Here is a 19,535-nt window from a genome sequence, read left to right as displayed (position 1 = left end):
TCAGGATGACGGCGTCGCGGTGACGCGGATGATCTCCACGCGGCGGTTATAGGGATCCGTGCTGGGCATCGCGGGCAGGGGGCGCGTCTCGCCGAAGCCACGCTCATGCAGGCGCTGCCTCAGACCGCTCTCGAATTGCGTGACCACGGCCGCCACCCGCCGTTCGGAAAGCGCCTGATTGTACATTTCGCTACCGGTGCTGTCGGTATGGCCTTCGATGCGCAGGGACAGGCTCGGATCGAACTTCATCGCCGTTTCCACCTCATAGAGCAGGTCCTTGCCCTGTGGTGTGATCTCCGTCGAATTGTTGCCGAATTGCAGGACCCGCGTGCTGAACCCGCCCTGCGGTGTATTGTCCTCCCAATCCTTCTTCGGTTTCTTGGCGAGCAGGGACCGGAAGGGGGCGCCGCGGCTTTTGCCCAGGACGGAGGTGTCGTACAGCTTCTTCTTGACGCATTCCTTGGGAATGCGTGTGGACAGCCGGCGCAAGGCCTCGCAGCCGGTCAGGCTGACGACATCCTCGTAGACGGTCACGGGTTCCTGCGCCGGGGCAGCGGCGGCGGACAGCAGGGCCAGCAGGCAGGCCAGGATGCGCGACTGTGTCTTCATGATGCTCCTCCGGGGGGCCGTGGATCGGTTGTCGTGGGAAGCGGACCGTCACCCACCACGGCGAACGTGGCCCAGGCGAACGGATGCGCCATGAGGGGAGGCCATTTGTCGCTAGTGCCAGCCTTCCCCAGGATGTTCATCTGCGCGTCGCGCAGCGCGCGGGCAGCACTTTCGGTTCGCAGATTCTGGAACATCATTTCCATCAGCCGTGGGGCCACGGCATCCTTGGCCGGCCAGTAGCTGACGATGACGCCGCGCGCCCCGGCATAGAGGAACCCACGGGTCAGCCCGGTCAGCCCTTCGTCGTTCCTCAGTTGGATCAGTTCCTCGCCTTCCTGCTGCTCCGCCTGCGCACCGGCCGTGTTGCAGGCCGACAGCACCACTAGATCGGCATTCAGCTCCAGACCCTCCACCTGATCCTGCAGCAGCAGGCCCTCCTTGGCGTCGCTGGCGTCCGGGGGTGTCGAGATCTGGATCGCCGGCTTGCCGATGCAGGGCAACTCCTTCGCCATCATGGCGTGGGTCGCGAAATGAATGATGCGGTATTTGCTGAGCCTGTCCTTCTCCAGCTTATCCCGGGTGAAGGCGGCACCGGTCACGACCTCCGCACCGCCGGCACCGCCCTTGTTGATGATGTCGGCAACAAGGTTGATTTCCTGGACGGTACCATCCAGTTCGGTGGGCAGATTGCCGATATACGCTTGATCGTCCTTGCAATCCGCACCCAGCGCCTGGATCTGCGCTTCGCTCGGCGGCACCGCGTCGGCGAAGCCGATATAGGGCAGGGGGGGCGGTTCCTTTTTCGTATTCCTGTTCGACAGGCGCGTCTGGCCCAGCGTCTGCAGACTGGGGAAATGCGCCACCGACGCCCGGCGCAGCAGCCAGGGAATATGCTGCATCTGTTCCAGCGTGTAGGTTTCCTCAGGACCGCCCGGCAGGTGCGGTTGCTCGGTGACCAGCACGCCCATGGGCAGTTCGCTCAACGGGCCGTTGACAACCATCAGCAGGTCCTCGATCCCGGCCAGCCGCGCCACCCCGTCACCGTTCTCCTCGTGCTTCTGACTGTGTTCGCCGAACAGGCCGGAATAGAGTTCACGTGCCGAGGACACGTCGAAAGCATCCAGACCGCCGAAATCGTTCACAGAGGCAAGAACGGCGTCCACCAGTTCCCTGGCCCGGCCCTCGCCCAACGGCGTGCGCCAGACCTTGATATGGTCCTTCCCGACAAGGAAGCCGTATGTCTGCGTTTCACCGAGAAGGAACAGGGCGGCGGCTTCCGTCGGCCCGATGGTTTCACGCAGTTTCTCCAGGTCCACCGGTTCCTGGAGCTTGAAATAATAGGGTGCTGCCTTCTGCAGATCCTCTTTGGCCTTCTTCAGCGCCTCATCCAGAACGGTGATCTGCTGCTGGATCGCGTTCTCCTGGGCCAACCGCGCCGGGCCGGCGGGCTGCTTCTCCAATGTGCCCAGATCCTGCAAGAGGGCGTTCTTGCCGCTCTCCAGGTCCGTCTTGCGGCGCCAGGCCGCCCGGGCTTCCGGATTCTCCAGCTGGCGGGCGGCGGCATCGGCAAGCGACCGGGCGGTCACGCCATCCACCGTTACCTGTGTCGCCTCCAGCATGGTGACCGCCAGGGCGGCCTTCCTGGCGTCCGGCTGGCCCTCGCTTTCCGCCGCCAGCGCATTCAGATAGGGTTCGACCAGTTCGTATGAAACCGTTTGGCGAGCCTCTTTCAACGCCTTGACGCCGTCGGTGAAGTCCGTCAGCGCCCGCGCCCGCTCCTTGCGCTTCAGATGGGCCGCACCCCGGCGCAACAGGGTCACCGCATAGGGGCGCTCCGCACCGACCAGCCTCTGGAACAGGCCGGTGGCCGTGTCCAGCGCGATGATGGCCTCTCCGTCATCCTTGGCCTCCAGCAGCAGAAGGCCCTGCGTGCGCGCGGTCAGGCCCATGATCTCGTTGGAATCGGCGATGTCCTTCCTCACATCGTCGGGAATTTCCAGGGCGACGCGGGCCTGTTCCAGCAGGTGCAACCTTGTCGCCGCGGGCTCGCGCAGGGCGCGCCGCCGAAGCCATTCCGCCTTCAGATAGCGGACAGTCTGCATGTTCCGCTCCAGCAGCCTTTGCTCATCGATGGCGTCGGTGGTCGACGTGCTGGTGAGGATGAGGAGCTGGTCGCGGCCCTGGCCCAGGCGAGCCAGCCTGGCATTCTCCTCGTCCTTGGCGGCCGTCCGGCGTTTCCCGGCCTTGGCCTTTTCCTGCAGATAGAGCGCCTCGGCCTTGGCGATATGCTCCTCCACCTCCTGGGGCTTGCGCCTGTTGGCCGCCAGCATGGCGTTGTAGAGCGCGGAGAGCAGCGGGCGTTCACCGCGTTCGACCAGTTGGCGGACGCGCTTCAGTTCTTCCTCGGCCTCCGGCACCTTCTCCTGGTTGCTGAGGGCCAGCGACAGGGCCAGCGTACTGTCCAGGATGCCGGCCGGATAACCGGAATAGCTCTTTTCCGTGACCGGCGGCGGGCTGTCGCTGTTCGCCGCCCTGTAGCTGTACTGGGCGCTGCGGAAGGCGTCCTCCGCTTCCGCATAGCGTTCCGTGCTCATCAGGTCATAGCCGGCCTGCATGAGCTGGAGATAGGCATTGCGCTGGATGCTGGCGCCCGTTCCGACGCCCTCGGCCATCGACAGGCGGGCCATTTCGGCAAGGGTGCTGGTCTCTGTGATCGGCTCGATCCCAGCCACATGCCGGATCAGGCTCTTGATGGGCTCGACCATGCCCACCTGCCCGTCGGCCATGAAAACCTGCTTCTCACCGGTCGCCTCCAGCGTCTCGTAGGGCCAATTGCCTTCCAGCATGTTGCAGGGCTTGACCGTGCCGGTCAGGGCGGGCGCCAACTCGACGGGCCGGCTTTTGTCGGGCCGGCAGGCAAGCGTGGCCTTCATGAAGTCGCGCCAGTGTTCCATCTGCGTCCGCTGCGTGCTGACGAACAGGCGGGCGCTGATGCGCGGCCAGCGGCCACAGTGGATGATGTACAGTTCACTGCCGTCCATGCCCGCCACGGCATTCTCGCTTTGCTTGGCAATGCAGCGGTCGCTGGCGGCATTCCTGGCGGTGACCCAATGGTCGGGGCCGGCCACAGGCTGCTGGACGCAGCCCGTGAGCAGCAGGCCCGCCGCCAGCAGCACCGCCGGGAGCCCCATGGTGCCGGCATTGATGCGGCTCTTCATGTCGCGCGTCATCGTTCGCTCCTCACCATAGATCCTCGTTGCCGCGACTGACGCGGTGGAAATCCTCTTCCTCCAGCCTGACCGGCTCGGGGAAATCCGGACGGCCCACCGCCTGCGGCACCGGCTGGGCGGGGATGGCGGTCACGATGCAAGTCGGGCTGCCCATGGCGCAGTCGTTCAGGCGGTATTCGTTGCTGCGCGGCAACTGCTTGCGCACGCGCTGTGCCGCCACGCCGCCGGTGACCCCGGCCACACTGCCCGTCAGCGTGGCGCTGCCGCCGACACCGGCCAGCCAGAGGCTGCGAACATCGATGTCGGGATTGGCGATGCCGTCGCCCGGTGTGGCCACGCGGCCCGATCCCAGGTACCAGACGACATCGGCGGTGCCGGCGCCCAGCCGGTTGAACAACAGGTCGCCCCCGCGCACGACGGCGGTAACGTTGCGCAGCGTGCTTTCATCCGGCGGCAGGGGGCCGGCATTGGCCGTGTCGAACAGCACGGTGCCACCGCTGACACCCAGGCCGCCGACATAGGACTGCCGGCCGGCGCCGGCGCCCAGATTGCCGGCCGTGCGGATCACCATGCCGGCCGGTGTGGCGGTGGTGTCGATGCTGATCTGCGTGCTGGTGACGGACAGGCTGCGCAGCGCCTGCGACCGGTCGGCACCGCCGCGGTTGGCTTCATCGCGCATGCCCACGAAACGCCGGAAGGTGACGGCCGTGGCGCCGTTCACCTCCAGGGCGGCATGGGCGGGGCCGCCCGACCAGACACTGCCGGCGAAGGTGGCGGTGTCGGCATGCATCGCCACATCGCGCTCCAGGGCCAGTGCCCCACCCCAATCCAACGCGCCCCGCACCGTTACACCGGCGGCCGTGCCGCCGATGATGGCCGCCCCTTCCGGGCTGGTGGCCAGGGAAGCGAGGGCGGTGGTGCCACCGACCGTGCCGTCGAAGCGTGCCACCCCGCTGCCCTCGATACGCAGGGCGCGGTTGCCCTCCAGCGTGCCGTTGAACACCACGTCGCCGGTACCGGCGGCGATCCGGATATCACCGGTTCCCCCCAGGCCGGCAGCGCCGTTGACACGGAACTGACCGCCCACGGTCTGATAGCTGGTGCCGTTCAGGGTGGTGGCGCCGGTATAGATCTGGTTGCCGCGTGTACTGACATTGGCCAGCAGGGCGGTACCGTTGGTCGCCAGCCGCGACAGGGCGCCCCTGCCGCCGATGGCCTGACGGGCCTCGATCCGGCCCGCCGTGAGGTCCAGGGCGTAACCCTCGCCCTCCACCGTGCCGGCCAGAATGATGTTGCCGCCGGCTGTGGCGCTGCTGTCCCCGGCCAGCATCAGGCCGCTATTGACCAGGATGTCGCCGCCATCGGCCCGCAGCGCGCCGGCCAGCGTCAGGCTGGTGCCGCTATAGGTCTGGGTCGCCGTCGTGCGGATGGGCGACAGGACGGCGACCGCACCCGCCACGCGGGCATCCTCCGCCGTGACGGTCAGAGCGCCAACCCGGCTGCCCGCTGCGGCATTCACCGTCAGGCTGGCCGGCAACCTGTCGTCCGTAACACCGACGGCGCCGTCGAACCGGACAGTGCCCGGGGCGTTCACGACCAGAGCGCGCGCGGCCGAGGTCTTGTCGGCCCCCACCGTGCCCCGCAGGCGGATATCGGCCCCGGCCAGCAACACGTCGGCCATCAAGGTGACATTGTCGCCGAATTCCAGGGCCCCGTTGGCATGGACCCGCATCGTGGCAACCGTGTCACCGCCCAGGATGGTGCCCCCGCCCGTATCGGTGGTCAGCGCCGCCAGCGGCGATCGGATACCGGCATCACCGGCGATCTGCGTTGTGCCGACGCTGTTGAGCCGCAGCGTGCGCGCCGTCGTGTCGCTGTCCAGGCTCGACAGGAATGTCAGGCTTCCGCCCGTCAGCTCCGTATTGGCGGCCAGGGTGACGCCGTTCCTGTAAAGCTGCGCGCCTGTCGTCGTCACCGTGAACAACCGTGCATCACCGGGTGCGGCTTGGGCACCGGTTCCGGTGGTGGTCGCCGGCAGGCCCATGGTGATGGCGCCGGTCACCGTCAGGGCACCCAATGCCGTCACGGCGCCGACATCACCGACCAGACTGGTGCCATCGCGGCTGGTCAGGCCCAGCGTGTGGTGCGTCCCGGCGGCGCTGTCCACGCTGCCGGAAAGGGTGATGACCCGGCTTTCCATCGCGGCGTCGCCCGCCACGGTCAGGGCGTCGCCGATATCGATGGCGGTGGTGGCGGCAAGCTTGATGGCGGCGACGGTGGTTCGTCCACCCGCGTCCGTCTCCAGTGATCCGACTGAGACATCGCCGTTCAAGGTCGTCGTGCCCTGGCTGCGCAGCGACAGCTTGAAGGCACCGCCGGCCTTGCCGTCCAGCTGGATGGCGGTGCCGCCCTTCAGCACGGTGTCGCCGGTCAGCGACAGGTCGTCCCCGATGCGCAGGACCTGTTTGGCCGCCAGGGTGGTGGCACCGGTCTGCGTCGTGCCGCCGGCATCGGTGAACAGGTTGCCGACATCCACATCCCCGGCGAAGTGGGTCGTGCCGCTGCTGTTGACGGTCAGGTCGCCCGCACCGTCGATGGTAGCGGAGAACATCACCCCGCCGGCTCCGGCACCGACCGTGGCTTGGCCGGGCAGCTGCACCGCCCCCTTGAAGGTGACGGGGCCGGTCTGTGCGGTGATGGCCGCCTTGTTCAGCTCCGCCGTGCCCCACAGGGTGATGGGACCGGCCCCGCTCACCAGGGAACTGTCGGTCATCCGGGTATTGCCGTGGATGGTGAGAATAGTGCCGGCACCGACCGTGCTTGCATCCATCGTGGCGTTCCCGTTCAGATCGACGGTCGCGCCGCTGATGGTGCTGCGCGACAGGTTCGACGACCCGTTCACGGTGATGGCGTTGCCATCGATGCCACTGCCCGACATCCCAAGACCGCCGTCGACCCTGACATTGCCGCCGCCGGTCGTGATCCCGCTGGCCGCCATGTCCAACCCCTGCCCGACGAAAAGGCCACCGCCGGCGGTGGTGGCCTCGGTGCGCAGCAGGCTGGCGCTGCCGGTGAAGAACAGGGATCCGCCAGCGGTGGCGATGGTGGCATCCTGCGCCGCAAAGGGTGCCCGGACGGTGACATCCTTGCCGGTGCTTTTCAGGCTGCCGGTCAACGTGACGCCACTGGCATCCAGGGTCGCCGTATCGCGCACCTCCAGCGTGCCGCCATAGGCCTGCGCCCCTGTGGTGGTCAGGGTCACGGCCTTGTCACCCGGGCTGTCCAGGATGATGTGGGCACCGGTGGCCGTCAGGCTGTCGAAGGTCGCATCGGCGCCAAACGTCATCTCTCCGGCGACGGTCAGGGCCTTGCCGGCGACCGTATCGGCAAAACCGGTCCGGCCCGTGCCGTTGGTCCAGATCGTGTCAATGGCCAGCGTCACCGCCTTCCCGAAGGTCGCCCCCCCGGTGCCGGTCAGCGTGACGGTTCCACCGGCCAGGGTCACAGGCGCGTCGATGGAAAGGGTGCCGTCACCCGCGACCGTCAGGGCATCGTTCAACACCATGCCCGTGGCGCTGATCCTGCCGGCGGCGGTGGACAGCTGCGTGCTGCCGGGCGCATCGGTGGTGATCATGCCCAGCGGAACGGCACCGCCGATCGCCCCGTTCAGCATGGTCCTGCCGGCGCTGTCGAGCGTCAGCGCATGGCCGCCATCCACCGTGCCAAGGGTGACGTCGCCCGCTCCGGCCGACAGGGTCGCAGCACCGTCCAGGGTCAGGCCGCCCAGCGAAATGGCCCTGCCGGTGGTTGCGACGGTGCCCTGCAGGGTTGTGCCACCGCCGACGGCGGTCGTATCGACCCCGCCGGCGAAGCTGAAACCGCCCGCCAGGCGCAGCGTCCCCGCCTGCGCAAAGGTGGCGCTGCCCGCCGTGCCGCCGCCCAGCAGCGCCAGATCGAAGCTGCCGGCGGTGCTGGTCAGGGTGCCGGCATCCACCCGACCGGTGACCTGCGTGTCGGCATTGTCGCTACCCGCGAATTCCAGGCCGAAAGCGCCCCCGGCGATGGAATCGATGGTCAGAGTCGCCACACCGCCGATGCTGCTGGCACTTTCCAGCGTGACCTGGCCCAGGGTGGTGTTCTGGGCGAAGCTGACCGCACCGCCGATGGTCACATTACCCAGGTCGACATTGCCGGTGCCGGACCCGATGCGGTAGGTGCCACCGCGCAGGATCAGGGGACCCGTCCCCGTTCGGGTCAGGCTGCCCAGGGCCGTGATCCCGCGCAGGATGACGGAGCCGGCACCGGGGTTCAGCGTCAATGCCTGCCCGGCGCCGCCCAGGACCCCCAGATTGATGTCGCCGCCATTGCTGGTGATGCCGGTCGCACCGTTCACCAGGACGATACCCGCGACCAGGAACCCCCCGGTGCTGTTATAGTCGCCGGCCAGAACCGCGTTGTCGGCGTAGCTTTGCCCGCCCGACGTCCTTGCCCCCACCAAGCGGGTCGTGCCGACCGCGTCGGTAGCCAGGCTGGTCAGCGCGGTGATGCCGCCGACCACCCCGCCGAAAGTGGTGACGCCCTGCGAGTTGACGGTCAGGGAGCGGGCACCATTGACGGTGCCGCTGAAATTGACGGCACCGGTGCCGGTGCTGATCGTGACGTCGCTGTCCAGCGTGGTGGCACCCGTCAGGGTGAGCGCGGTGTTGGTGGTGGTGATGTTCGTGCCCAGATTGATCGCAGGCGCCACCAGGGTGACCCCGCCACCCGTCCCGTTGCTGCTGGCGGCGGTGATGGTGCCGTTGACGGCGACGCTTTGCGTGGCCGTCAGGCGGATCTGCCCGGCGATGGCGCCATTGGTGGCGCTGGACCGTATCGTGGCGCCGCTGTCCACGGCGATGGTGCGCAGGGGATCACCGCTGCCGGCAACGGCGCCGGTTCCGGCCTGTATGCTGCCACCGGCAGCACCATTGCCGCTGGTGTCGATCACGGTGCCGGCACCGGCCGTGAAACTGTCGCCGGCGATGACGATGCTGCCGCCCCGTTCACCCAACTGTTCGCCCAGGGCCCGGACCGTGCCGGTGACGGTGACATCGCCGGTGCCACCCGTCAGTTCGATCAGCCCGTTGCGGCTGGCCGCGCTGTCGGCGGCCACCGTGCCACCGATATTGATGGCGCTGTCCACGATGGCGGAGGCCTGGGCCGCCGTCATCACCACCGTGCCGCCATCGGCCCGGATGATGCCGGTGCCGGTGTCGGTGCCGGTTCGGCTGTTGTCGATCAGGTGGGTGGGCAGGGTGCCGTTGAAGTCCGCCGCGGTGACGCCCGCCATCACCTCGAACCCGATCAGCCCGTCGCCGGCGAAATCCACCGTGAAGCTCCGCCCGGCCCCCAGGGCGACGGCGCCACCATGGGTGGCCCCCACCGTGGCGGTGATCACGCCGCTATTGGCAACGCTGGGTCCGAACAGGGCGGCGATGCCGGTGTCGGCGACGGTGATCTGGCCGGCATTGCTGATGTTGGCACCGGCAATATTGCTGGCCTGGTCGAAGACGTAATTGTCGGCCTCCAGGTTCGCCTGGGTGATATCGGCCGTGCTGGCGATCAGCGTGTTGACATTGATCCGGGCATTGGCCCCGAACAGGATGCCACGGGGGTTGATGATGAACACCCGGCCCGTGGCGTTGATCTGACCATCGATGGAGGAGGCGTCGGGGCCGGTCACACGGTTCAGCGTCACCGCACTGCTGTTGGCGTGCTGGAAGGTGACGATATCGTTCTGCGCCAGGTTGAAACTGTTCCACTCGATGATGGCGCGCGCGCCGGTCTGGGCGATGACCTGGGTCTGGCCGCCGGCAATGTTGGGGGTCGTCGTCACTGCCGCCGTGCCGTTGACCACCGTGGGCGTCTCCGGTATGGCGCGGGCGGGTGGTGCCGTGGCAAGGGCGAGTGCGATGGCCGTCGTGGCCAGCAGCGGTGCCCGGGAACGGTGGACCGGGGGGGAACCGGGGGGCAGGGGAAGGGCAGGGGCCATGTTTCATGCTCCTCTGGGCAGGGTCGCGGGCCTTTGGGCCCGCCGGCATCAGTAGCGGACGATCAGGCGGCCGAAGACACGCGACGGGGCCAGCGCGGTCTCGTTGGTCCGGGAAGGGTTGGTGACCAGCCGCCGGGCATATTCGACCTCGGTCGAGACATGCGGACCCAGGTCCAATCGCAGCCCGCCGCCGGCCGAATGCAGGAAGCGACGGCCGGGATCGCCCTCGGCGACGTTCCAGACCATGCCATGGTCGTAGAAGATGTAGGGCGCGATGCGGGCATCGGCGATCCAGCCGCCGATCGGCCGCCGGGCGGTCAGTTCCACGCTGCCGGAAAGGGCGCGGTCACCGGTCAGCAGGCCGTAATAATAGCCGCGCCCGAATTCCAGGCCGCCCAGTTGCGCCTTCTGGCTGGGCGGCAGCACGCCGACCCCGTACTGGCCGGCCAGGGTCAGGCGCAGATCCAGTTCCCAGGGGCCCGGACCACCGGGAGCCGGCAAGGCCTGGCGACGGGACAGGCGCCCCGTGAACCGGGTGAAGTCGGGCCGACTGTCGGGCCGGGCCGTCATTGGATCGTCGCGCGACGTGGCGCCCAACCCCTCCATGCCCTGGTCGACATCCAGCGACAGGTCGGTGACCCCGTCCCACTGGTCGACATGGTTGGCCTGGAGGCCCAGGCTGGCCACCCGAACATGGCTGCTGGTGATGCGCTGGTATCGGTCATCGGCTTGTTTCAGCCTGATGTGGGAATTGTTCAGCGAAAAGCCGAGATGCAGCCAAAGATTGCTGCGACGGCTGCGCAGCATGGGCATGCCCAGCTCCAGGCCCGCCGTGGTGACATTGCTGGCAAAGCCCGCCTCGCCCAGAAGCCCGCCGGGATAAGAGGGGCCATAGCCGCCCTGCGCGCGCAGGGCCAGCCCATCCGCCGTCAGCACGGTGGAAAAGGCCAGCTGGCCGAAGCGCTGCTCACGATCGGGCGTGCTGAAGAGATAGACGCCCGTCCGCTCCCCCAGGCCCGTGAAGCTGTTGGCCGACAGGCCCAGCGCGCCCTGCCAGGGACCCGCAAAGCCGGCGCCGCGATTGTCGATGCTGGCGAACCCGGCATAAGGGGTGCGCGCCACGTCGATGGTCAGCACCGTCGCCCCCTCCTGACTGGGGGCGGCGGCGAAGCGGGCGCGCACGCTGATGCCGGGAATGTCCTGGATCAGCAGCAACTGGCGCTCCACCTCCGCCAGCGTCACCGGCTGGTCGGTGACCAGCCGGTTGGCCATGCGCTGGATGAGGGACTTCACCGGGCCGACCTCTCCATTCACGGCCACGGCGCTGATCGTGCCTTCATAGATCTTGTAGGTCACGGTCGCAGATTTGGGGTCGAACTTCTGGCGCTCCAGGATGACGCGGGCCAGGAAATGGCCGCGCGACCGGTAGAGCGCCTGCATCTGGAACTTGACCTCGAACAGCCGGCGAACCTTGATCGACGTGCCTTCCAGCTTTTTGGCCAGATCCGCCGCCGCCGGCACGGCGAACTTCTCCGCCGCGACGCCGCCGTTCAGGACCAGAACCTTGGCCACCGTCACCTGCTCGTCATAGACGGCGCCCGACAGTTTCGCGGCATCGGCCTCCTCACCCTCGTCTTCCGCACCCGGGATCATTATCTGGCCATCCGCCTGCGTGTAGGCCTGCGCATCACGCAATTTGCTGTCCTGCGGGGCGGTGGTGGGCACGCCGGGCGGGACGACGGACTGTGCGCCTGCCGAGACGGCCGGACCCAGGGTGGAAAAGCAGATCGAAGCACACAGCAAGATTGACGGCACCGGCGGCTGTTGCCGGAGTCTGACCCTTCCCCCCATATCCCCCTGCCCCCATCGACATTGTTATGGCTGGATGGCCGGATACCCGATCATCCGGTGAATGCACGAAAAAGAGGAAATCCATACACTTTAAGATTAACCCTATCGAATCAATCACAGGAGTCAACACGTTATTGGATAATACAAGTTTAATCTTACAACCTAATATACTTGTACTTTTTGATTGATTATGACCTCCGTTCCGGCTTTTCTGGTTGCACCCTCTGTTTGCCGGCTCTTCCACCCCCAATAAAATGGACCATCGACGAAGGCACTTTATAGTACGTTCATTCTATTTTTAGATGCTTTTTTACTTTTACCAATTGCGTGCAGATAATTTTTCACTTCATATAAACATATGCAAGCATAAATACGTATAATTAACTTAAAACTTTGAGGAAATACATATGAAATTCATTGCCAACCAGATGATTAATACTGAACAAAGAGCAGGAGGGAACGATGTCCGGCTGGCGTGGGATGTTTTTTCTTTTTATCGGCGCCAGCCTGCTCGCCGTCGCCGGGCTCTGGCAACTTTTCGCCGGTACGGGACAACGATGGTCGAACCGCGCCTTTCTGGTCGTGGTACAGGGATGGTTAGATGCCTTGCCCGCACTGGTCGGTGGATGGCTGGCGACCCTGAATGTCGGCTGGGCAGCGTTGATCCTGGCGTTTCTGGGCTTCCTGGCGGCCAGCCGACTTTATCGGCAGCACCGCGCCCGGAGTATTGCCGTTTCACTGGACAGTCCCGATGCCGGGATTGGGGGGGAGGAGGATGCCCTGTCCTTCTCCGCAGCGGCTGAACAGCTTGCCGATGCGATGGTCGGGGGGGAGGCGGAGGGCACGCGCGTCGTGGGCGTGGTCGGGTCCTGGGGAGCGGGCAAGACCAAGCTCATCCGCATGGCCCGCAAGGCCGCGGCCCGCCGGCCGCAGGCGCAATGGCCGCATATCGTTGAATTCTCGCCCTGGCTGATCAAAAGCCATGAGCAGATGCTGCCATCCCTGTTCGAGCAGATAATGGGTGGACTGGACCGGATCGGCAAAGCGTTTCCCCTTGCGCGGGATACGGTGGAGCAGGCGCGCACAGACCTGCGGCACCTGATGACCAGTCTGGCCCCCCTCGCCGATATCCTGGTAGATGCGGGGGACACGCTGCATCCCACGCTCGGCAAGACAATCAAGTACCTGCAGGCCCTGCCACGCAAGCAGAAGGAGGGGCCGACGGTGGAGCAAACAAAGCGCCGCATTGCCGAACGGCTGCGCGGCCTGCCGGTCCGGCTGGTCTGCGTCATCGACGATCTGGACCGGCTGCACCCGGACGAGATGGTGGAGGTCATGCGCCTGGTTCGGTCCGTCGCGGATTTTCCCAACATGACCTACGTGCTGGCCTATGACCAGACCGTGCTGGCCAAGGGCATCCAGACCGCCTGCCGCGTCGAGGACGGGAACCGGTACCTGGAGAAGATCATCAATACGACGGTGCGCGTTCCCAGCCCTGAATTATACAACCTTTTCGACTGGTTCATCCATCTTCTCCTGCACCGGCGGATCGTGCGCGACGATGGGGACATCGCCGAACTGATCGGATGCAATATCGGCGAACCCTTCGCGACACCGCGCGCCGTGCTGCAGACCCTTGACGCCGTGGAGGCCGCCCTGAAGGCCATCGGCAAAAAGGTCGAGAACAACGCGCTGATATGGCTGCAGATACTTCGGATCAACTATCTGGACCTCTATCTATGGGCGTTCGAATATTTGAAAATCCACCATACTTTTGCAAAGAATGTCGATCCGAATGCGAAGCGGATCATGGCGTCGAACTTCAAGACGCTTGCCGAATTCCACAATATGAATGGCAATCTTCTGGGATCGTTCGGGAAATTTCTTCCCGGCTTCTCGCTTGAATTCAACTTCAGGCCGGAAGATCTGTTCAACAACGATCCACCCTTGAGCGCCCATGCCTATCGCGACCTGCGCAGCACCGATCATTTCATGGTCTATTTCAACCTGCATCCGCCGATCAACGCGACTTCGGATGGCGATTTCCTTGAGCTGCAGGATGCGCTGGCCCTCGGGGATGACAAAACCCAGGCCCTGTTCGACATGTGGCAGGGGCTATGGACCAATCCCGGCTACTGCAAACTGGAGCGCGTCTTCAAACTGCTGGGGGAACGGCCGGAATATCGGGGCGAGTTGACCACCACGGAGACGATAGCGGTACTGTTGCGCAATATCATCCGCTACGCGATCCGGGCGGAGGAAACCGCCCCTATGCAATCCGCACCGTTCAAGGAGGCACTGGAGGTCCTCATTCGTCTGCTGCATGCGCATGATACACGGGCTGTGGAGATTTACGAGGCGATGCAGGCCGGACTTGCAACACCCCGTTTGCGCCAACAGGCACGGGCCCGTATCGCCACCGCACTTGACCAGCAGCCCGGCAAGCTGCTGAAGCTGAGGCAACATATCGCCGGCCGTTAGAGTCCCGATAAGGCGGGTCGGCGAAAAGCTTGAAGGTATCGGCAATCAGCATCCAAGCCAGCGGGGCGGACGCTTTTCGATGAAGGCGCGCAGCCCTTCGGTGCGATCCGCGGCGGTCAGGGCGGGCCGGGCCTGGTCGCGGGCGCGCGCCCAATCCGCCTCTTCCGTCCCACCGCCGGCCTGGCGCAGGATGGCGATGGTGGCAGCCAGCGCCGTGGGACCGTTCGCCAGGATATCGGCCGCCAGCCGGCGCGCGGTGGCGAGGGCTTCGCCCGGTGCCGCCAGCCGGTTGACTAGGCCCCAGCGTTGCAATGCCTCGGCCCCGATCATGCCGCCGGTCAGGGCGATTTCGGCGGCAACGCAATGGGGCAGGCGACGGGGCAGGCGCAGCAGACCGCCGCCCAGCGCCACCAGATTGCGCTTCACCTCCGGCAGGGCGAAGCGGGCGTCACTGGCCGCCACGATCAGGTCGCAGGCCAGCACCATCTCGAACCCGCCGCCCACGGCGACCCCTTCCACGGCGGCGATCAGGGGTTTGGCAGGCGGGCGCATGCAGAAGCCGAAGGGACCGCGCGCGGTGACGGCCCCGCTATGTCCGTCGCGCGCCGCCGCCTTCAGGTCGGCACCAGCGGAAAAATTACCGCCGGCCCCGGTCAGGATGGCGGCGAAGATGCCAGGATCGGCATCGATCCTGTCCATGGCCGCATGCATTGCCGCCGCCGTCGGCCCGTCCATGGCGTTGCGCACTTCGGGCCGGTCGATGGTGATGACCAGCAGATGGCCTTGCTGTTCGGTGCGGACGCTGTCCTCCATGGTTCAGCCGCCATTCGCCAACTGGCCGCCATCGGCCAGGATGGTCTGGCCGACCACCCAGCGCGCGGCGTCCGATGCCAAGAACAGCACGACGCCGGCAATGTCGTCGGGCGTACCCATGCGGCCGGTCGGTTGGGTCGCCAGAGCCGCCGCATAGGCGGGATCGCCCGACAATCTACGCCTTTCCCAGAAATGGCCCGGTGCCTCCGTCGACCCCGGCGCCACCCCGTTGACCCGCACACCGCGTGGCAGCAGGGCCAGGGCCTGGCTGCCCGTATAGTTCAGCAGGGCCGCCTTCATCGCCGCATAGGCCGGCGCCGTGCGTGACGGGCGCCAGGCGGTGATGGAATTGACATGCACGATGGAACCACCACCCGATGCCTGTTCCAACCAGGGCAGGGCGGCGTTGGACAGGCGGACGGCGCCCAGCAGGTCGGTCTGCATACCGGCGATCCAGCTTTCCTCGGCATCGCTGCGCGCGAAGGCGGAAACGTTGCTGACCAGCACGTCGATGCCGCCCATGGCTGCCGCCGCCTCATTCACATAGGTCTTCACTTGCGCGCCGTCGGCCACATCGCAGGGGGCGGCATGGACGAGACCGCCCAGGGCTGCCAGGACCGCCCGCGTTTCCTCCAGTTTTTCCACCTTGCGGGCGCAGATGGACACGGACGCCCCGGCCCGCGCGAAGGCCAGGGCGATACCGCGCCCGATGCCGCGGCTGGCCCCGGTGACGATCACGCGGCGACCGGTGAAGTCGAAACGGGCCTGTGCCCCTTCACCCGATATCGGCATAGACACTTTTCTGCTCCGTATAGGCATCGATGGAGGCCCGGCCCAGTTCACGGCCCAGGCCCGATTGCTTGAACCCGCCGAAGGGCGAGACCGGGTCAACCACCAGATAGGTGTTGATCCAGACGGTGCCGGCCTCCAGGTCGCGCGCCATGCGGTGGGCACGGGCCCCATCGCGCGTCCAGACGGCCGCCGCCAGGCCATAGGCGCTGTCATTGGCCTTGGCGATGGCGTCATCCTCATCCGTGAAGGGAATCAGGGCGATGACAGGGCCGAACACCTCATCGCGCGCCAGAGCCATGCTGTCGTCGACATGGCCGAAGATGGTGGGGGCGACATAGAAGCCCGGCCGGTCCAGTGTCGTCCCACCCAGCAGCAGCCGGGCCCCCTGGTCGCGTGCCCGGTCGATATGGCTACAGACGCAGCGCTGCTGCTCCGCCGACACCAGCGGTCCCATATAGGTGGCGGCATCGAACGGGTCGCCCACCGTCACGCCGCCGACGGCGGCGACCAGCCGGCGGGCGAATTCATCATGGATATCCTGCTGCACCAGCAGGCGGGACCCGGCGACGCAGATCTGTCCGGACAAGGTGCAGAATCCGGTGACGGCCCCGGCCACGGCCTTGTCCAGGTCGGCATCGGCGAAGACGATATTGGCCGACTTGCCGCCCAGCTCCATGGTCACCCGCTTCATGGTGCCGGCAGCGGCCTGCACGATGCGCTTGCCCACCTCGGTGGAGCCGGTGAAGGCGATCTTGTTGACATTGGCATGCGCCACCAGCGCCGCCCCCGCCGTCTCCCCATAACCGGTGACGATATTGACGATGCCGGGCGGCGCCCCGGCCGCCAGCAGCAATTCGCCCAGGCGCAGGGTGGACAAGGGCGTCTGTTCCGCCGGCTTCAGCACCACGGCATTGCCGCAGGCCAGGGCCGGGGCCATTTTCCAGGCGGCCGAGGATAGCGGCCCGTTCCACGGCACGATCTGCCCGCACACACCGACAGGCTGGCGCAGCGTATAGTTCAGCAGGTTGCCGCCGGTCGGGTTCGTCTGCCCACCGATCTTGGTGGGCCAGCCGGCATAATAGCGGAAGGTGCGGGCGACATCGGCGACCTGGGCGCGGGTGAACAGCAGCGGCGTGCCATTGTTCAGCGTCTCCAGTTCCGCCAGCTCATCGCCATGCGCCTCCACCATCGCCGCGATGCGCAGCAGCAGGTCGCCGCGATCATGCGGACCCATGCGCCGCCAGGCCCGGCCCTGGAACGCGGTGCGGGCGGCCCGTACAGCGGCATCGATGTCGGCGGCATCACCCGAAGCCGCTTGTCCAATCACGGTACCGGTGGAGGGATCGGTGGCGGTGAGCACCGCCCCGGACCGCGCCGCGACCCATTCCCCGCCGATCAGCAGCCGGCCGGGACCGCGAGCCAGCCAGTTCCGGGCAGCGGCACCGATACGGTCCTGGGGCATGATCGTCGCCATCAGAAGCTCACCCCCGCCGCCAGACCATAGGTCAGCGGCACGATCTGCTGGCGCGACTGTTTCAGGGCTGACAGGTTGGTGCCGATCACTTTCCGGTCGGTCAGGTTGTTGCCGAAGGCGCGGACATACCAGCCATTGTCGGGGAACCGGTAGGTGACCGACGCCCCCAGGCTGTCATACTCATCGACTTGGTCGGCGGGGCCGATGCCGACCTTGAAACTGGCCGTGCGGTAATAGGAGGCGGCGAAGACCAGTTCCCCGCCATCGGCCAGCTCTGCCGTGTAATCCGCCCCCAGCGTGAAGGACCAGCGCGGCGCATACAGCCCGCGCATGCCGCTGGCATCGATGCTGGACTGGGTGCCGTTGCCGAACATGTCGGGGATGAAGGCGGTGGCGTTGGGGAAATCCTGGTACTCCGCATCCAGCAATGTGGCGCTGGCCCGCAGCTGCAACGCCCGGCTGGCGCGCAGCTGCATGTCCCCATCCAGACCGTAGATGCGTTCATTGGCGGCGTTCTGCAGAACCGTGGTGCTGGCGCCCGACCCGCTGGCCACGATCGTGTCCAACTGGATGTTGCGATAGTCGTAATAGAAGCCAGCCAGATTGATCTGCAGGCGCCGTTCCATGAACTGGCCCTTCAACCCGGCCTCGTACGCGTCCAGCACCTCCGGCTTCACCGGCGTCTGGCCCGGCGTGAAATCGTTCAGGTTATAGGTGCCGCTCTTGAACCCGCGATTCCAGCTGACGTAACCCATGATGTCGGGCGTGAATTGCCGGTCCAGCGCCAGCCGCCAGGTCAGCTTGTCGAAAGTCTTGCGCAGATTGTCCTGGTCGGAGACCAGCGGGATCAGGGTCGGCGACACGAAGCCGGGCGCGATCTGCCCCACGCCCGACACGGCGAAATCATAGCCGCGCCGCTCGCTGGTATAGCGCAAGCCCCCCGTCAGGCGGGTATCGTCGCTGATATTGAACGTCGCCTGGCCATAGCCGGCCAGGGCGCGGGTCGGTCCTTCCGCCTCGATGCTGGTGATCGATCCGCCCGCTACGCCGGGCACCGACGTGAAACTGCTGTTATAGGGCGCGGCCTGGACCAGGTTCAGGGGATCGATGAAGGCCTTGCCCTTGAAATAATAGGCACCCAGCACCCATTGCAGCGGGCCGTCACCGGCCGACAGCACTTGCAGTTCCTGGGAGAAATCCTTGGTGCCCTGGATTTCATCAAAATAGAGGACGTTGGCGGTGGTGCCGTCATAATCCAGCTTGGAGATGTCCTCCGTATGGACATAGCCGGTGATGGAGACCAGATCGACATTCCCCAGCGACCAGCGGGCATGCAGGCTGGCGCGGTAGGCTTCGGTGGCGAACAGGTTGGGGCTGCCCTGGTAATGGCGGTTGCGGGGATCGAAACTGCCGCCCAACATCACGCCCACCGGTGTCGTTCCCGGCACGGGCGCCAGGTTGGAATTCAGGTCGGTGGTGGACCGGTCCGCATACATCAGGCCCAGGGTTGCCTCGAAATTGTCGCCCGGCTTGAACAGCAGCTTGCCGTGGATGGCATCGCTGTTGGTGCCGCCGAACGCGCCGGGGTCCTCGGTGCCGATATTGGTGAAGTAATCGCCGCCGCCGATATGCTGGTAAGAGAGGCTGGCGGCGATCGTGTCGGACAGCGGACCGGTGACATGCGCCTTGGCCACCCAGCGGTCGAAGCGGGCGTACGACAGCTCGGCATTGCCGCCGGCGGTGAATTGCGGCTTCAGGGTGATGACATTGATGGCCCCGCCCGTGGCGTTGCGGCCGAACAACGTGCCCTGCGGCCCCTTCAGCACCTCCACCCGCTCGATATTGGAGAAATCGAAGACGTTGGCGGCCTTGTCGGACTGGTAGATGCCGTCGACATAGACGGCGATGGAACTGTCATTGCCCGTGGCGGGGGAGTTGGAGCCCACGCCGCGGATATAGGGGATGAAGAAGGAATTGGCCGCCGTGGGCGCGGTGGTGACGCCCGGCGCGATGCGCGGCAGGTCCAGGCTCGACGTGATGCCCGCCGTTTCGATCTGTTCCATCGATACCGGCGTGACGGCGATGGGCACCTTCTGCAAATTCTCCGACCGGCGCTGGGCGGTGACGATCACCTCCTCCAGCATGTCGGGCGGTTGCTGGGCCTGTGCGGCACTGGCCGTCAGGATCAGAAGGGCCGGGATCAGCGGCCGGCGAAGCATGTCCCTCTGGATCTTGCGCACTGTACCCTCCCTGT

The 19,535-nt window shown here is 66.2% G+C and carries 9 protein-coding genes; 1 reads left to right on the top strand and 8 read right to left on the bottom strand.

The window, feature by feature from the left end; all coding sequences use genetic code 11:
• Genes ACM9HJ_RS01745 through ACM9HJ_RS01730 form a run of 4 tightly spaced genes read right to left on the bottom strand, consistent with a single transcriptional unit; the run spans position 1 to position 11,673 of the window.
• Positions 1-609, bottom strand: a complete 609-nt coding sequence (locus ACM9HJ_RS01745; protein WP_416569946.1) for an OmpA family protein — start codon at positions 607-609, stop codon at positions 1-3.
• Positions 606-3,839: a CHAT domain-containing protein gene (locus tag ACM9HJ_RS01740; RefSeq protein WP_416569945.1), complete on the bottom strand. Its 3,234-nt coding sequence runs from the start codon at positions 3,837-3,839 to the stop codon at positions 606-608. The genes ACM9HJ_RS01745 and ACM9HJ_RS01740 overlap by 4 nt, the downstream gene beginning before the upstream one ends.
• Before the next feature lie 10 nt (positions 3,840-3,849).
• Entirely contained in the window at positions 3,850-9,870 is a 6,021-nt protein-coding gene (locus ACM9HJ_RS01735) for a filamentous hemagglutinin N-terminal domain-containing protein (RefSeq protein ID WP_416569944.1), read from the bottom strand.
• 48 nt (positions 9,871-9,918) lie between these two features.
• Positions 9,919-11,673, bottom strand: a complete 1,755-nt coding sequence (locus ACM9HJ_RS01730; protein WP_416569943.1) for a ShlB/FhaC/HecB family hemolysin secretion/activation protein — start codon at positions 11,671-11,673, stop codon at positions 9,919-9,921.
• Positions 11,674-12,183: 510 nt separating this feature from the next.
• Here ACM9HJ_RS01730 and ACM9HJ_RS01725 point away from each other — a divergent pair.
• Entirely contained in the window at positions 12,184-14,202 is a 2,019-nt protein-coding gene (locus ACM9HJ_RS01725; RefSeq protein WP_416569942.1) for a KAP family P-loop NTPase fold protein, read from the top strand.
• A gap of 45 nt (positions 14,203-14,247) precedes the next feature.
• On the opposite strand, the gene ACM9HJ_RS01720 is transcribed toward ACM9HJ_RS01725, so the two are convergent.
• The 4 genes from ACM9HJ_RS01720 to ACM9HJ_RS01705 are packed head-to-tail and all read right to left on the bottom strand — an operon-like array spanning position 14,248 to position 19,521.
• Entirely contained in the window at positions 14,248-15,015 is a 768-nt protein-coding gene (locus ACM9HJ_RS01720) for a crotonase/enoyl-CoA hydratase family protein (protein WP_416569941.1), read from the bottom strand.
• 3 nt (positions 15,016-15,018) lie between these two features.
• Positions 15,019-15,807 carry an SDR family NAD(P)-dependent oxidoreductase gene (locus ACM9HJ_RS01715; protein WP_416570535.1) on the bottom strand — a complete coding sequence of 263 codons (789 nt, stop codon included), beginning with the start codon at positions 15,805-15,807 and terminating at the stop codon, positions 15,019-15,021.
• Positions 15,791-17,281: an aldehyde dehydrogenase family protein gene (locus tag ACM9HJ_RS01710; protein WP_416569940.1), complete on the bottom strand. Its 1,491-nt coding sequence runs from the start codon at positions 17,279-17,281 to the stop codon at positions 15,791-15,793. Before ACM9HJ_RS01710 ends, ACM9HJ_RS01715 begins: the two co-directional genes overlap by 17 nt.
• A complete protein-coding gene (locus tag ACM9HJ_RS01705; protein ID WP_416569939.1) occupies positions 17,281-19,521 on the bottom strand; it encodes a TonB-dependent receptor in 2,241 nt (746 codons plus the stop codon). The genes ACM9HJ_RS01710 and ACM9HJ_RS01705 overlap by 1 nt, the downstream gene beginning before the upstream one ends.
• Positions 19,522-19,535 lie beyond the last annotated feature (14 nt).

It is taken from the genome of Niveispirillum sp. KHB5.9 (genome assembly GCF_048066115.1).
Lineage (GTDB): Bacteria > Pseudomonadota > Alphaproteobacteria > Azospirillales > Azospirillaceae > Niveispirillum.
Note: the sequence above shows the minus strand (reverse complement) of the source record. Positions and strands in the feature narration are given on the sequence as shown.

Excerpts from the sequence above, each read along its gene's own strand:
- ACM9HJ_RS01745 (WP_416569946.1), bottom strand. The coding sequence starts at position 609 with ATGAAGACACAGTCGCGCATCCTGGCCTGCCTGCTGGCCCTGCTGTCC.
- ACM9HJ_RS01740 (WP_416569945.1), bottom strand. The coding sequence starts at position 3,839 with ATGACGCGCGACATGAAGAGCCGCATCAATGCCGGCACCATGGGGCTC.
- ACM9HJ_RS01735 (WP_416569944.1), bottom strand. The coding sequence starts at position 9,870 with ATGGCCCCTGCCCTTCCCCTGCCCCCCGGTTCCCCCCCGGTCCACCGT.
- ACM9HJ_RS01725 (WP_416569942.1), top strand. The coding sequence starts at position 12,184 with ATGTCCGGCTGGCGTGGGATGTTTTTTCTTTTTATCGGCGCCAGCCTG.
- ACM9HJ_RS01720 (WP_416569941.1), bottom strand. The coding sequence starts at position 15,015 with ATGGAGGACAGCGTCCGCACCGAACAGCAAGGCCATCTGCTGGTCATC.
- ACM9HJ_RS01715 (WP_416570535.1), bottom strand. The coding sequence starts at position 15,807 with ATGCCGATATCGGGTGAAGGGGCACAGGCCCGTTTCGACTTCACCGGT.
- ACM9HJ_RS01710 (WP_416569940.1), bottom strand. The coding sequence starts at position 17,281 with ATGGCGACGATCATGCCCCAGGACCGTATCGGTGCCGCTGCCCGGAAC.